General features: G+C 51.1%; 1 rRNA gene. It reads right to left on the reverse strand.

Annotation, left to right across the window (positions count from 1 at the left end):
• Window positions 1-1,274 (reverse strand): 16S ribosomal RNA (locus OZ002_RS13250); the annotation flags it as partial.
• Window positions 1,275-1,416: the final 142 nt, after the last annotated feature.

Below are 1,416 nucleotides of genomic sequence, written 5' to 3' on the forward strand. Positions count from 1 at the left end.
ACTCGTTGTACTTCCCATTGTAGCACGTGTGTAGCCCAGGTCATAAGGGGCATGATGATTTGACGTCATCCCCACCTTCCTCCGGTTTGTCACCGGCAGTCTTGCTAGAGTGCCCAACTGAATGATGGCAACTAACAATAAGGGTTGCGCTCGTTGCGGGACTTAACCCAACATCTCACGACACGAGCTGACGACAACCATGCACCACCTGTCACTTTGCCCCCGAAGGGGAAGCTCTATCTCTAGAGTGGTCAAAGGATGTCAAGACCTGGTAAGGTTCTTCGCGTTGCTTCGAATTAAACCACATGCTCCACCGCTTGTGCGGGCCCCCGTCAATTCCTTTGAGTTTCAACCTTGCGGTCGTACTCCCCAGGCGGAGTGCTTAATGCGTTAGCTGCAGCACTGAAGGGCGGAAACCCTCCAACACTTAGCACTCATCGTTTACGGCGTGGACTACCAGGGTATCTAATCCTGTTTGCTCCCCACGCTTTCGAGCCTCAGCGTCAGTTACAGACCAGAGAGCCGCCTTCGCCACTGGTGTTCCTCCATATATCTACGCATTTCACCGCTACACATGGAATTCCACTCTCCTCTTCTGCACTCAAGTCTCCCAGTTTCCAATGACCCTCCCCGGTTGAGCCGGGGGCTTTCACATCAGACTTAAGAAACCGCCTGCGCTCGCTTTACGCCCAATAAATCCGGACAACGCTTGCCACCTACGTATTACCGCGGCTGCTGGCACGTAGTTAGCCGTGGCTTTCTGGTTAGATACCGTCAAGGGATGAACAGTTACTCTCATCCTTGTTCTTCTCTAACAACAGAGTTTTACGATCCGAAAACCTTCTTCACTCACGCGGCGTTGCTCGGTCAGACTTTCGTCCATTGCCGAAGATTCCCTACTGCTGCCTCCCGTAGGAGTTTGGGCCGTGTCTCAGTCCCAATGTGGCCGATCACCCTCTCAGGTCGGCTATGCATCGTGGCCTTGGTGAGCCGTTACCTCACCAACTAGCTAATGCACCGCGGGTCCATCCATCAGCGACACCCGAAAGCGCCTTTCAAATCAAAACCATGCGGTTTCGATTGTTATACGGTATTAGCACCTGTTTCCAAGTGTTATCCCCTTCTGATGGGCAGGTTACCCACGTGTTACTCACCCGTTCGCCACTCCTCTTTTTCCGGTGGAGCAAGCTCCGGTGGAAAAAGAAGCGTTCGACTTGCATGTATTAGGCACGCCGCCAGCGTTCGTCCTGAGCCAGGATCAAACTCTCATAAAAAGTTCGAACAATCTTGCGATTGTTAAGCTCAATTTGTTTGCTAGCATATTGCTTGCTTGTTAAAAATGTTTGTTGTCTTGAATTGAATCAAGACGCCCTACACATTTGGTTTGTCTTACTTTGTTCAGTTTTCAAAGGTCTA

The sequence above is a fragment of the Enterococcus sp. E4-150 genome, assembly GCF_035726465.1.
In the GTDB taxonomy this organism is placed as follows: Bacteria; Bacillota; Bacilli; order Lactobacillales; family Enterococcaceae; genus Enterococcus_B; species Enterococcus_B faecium.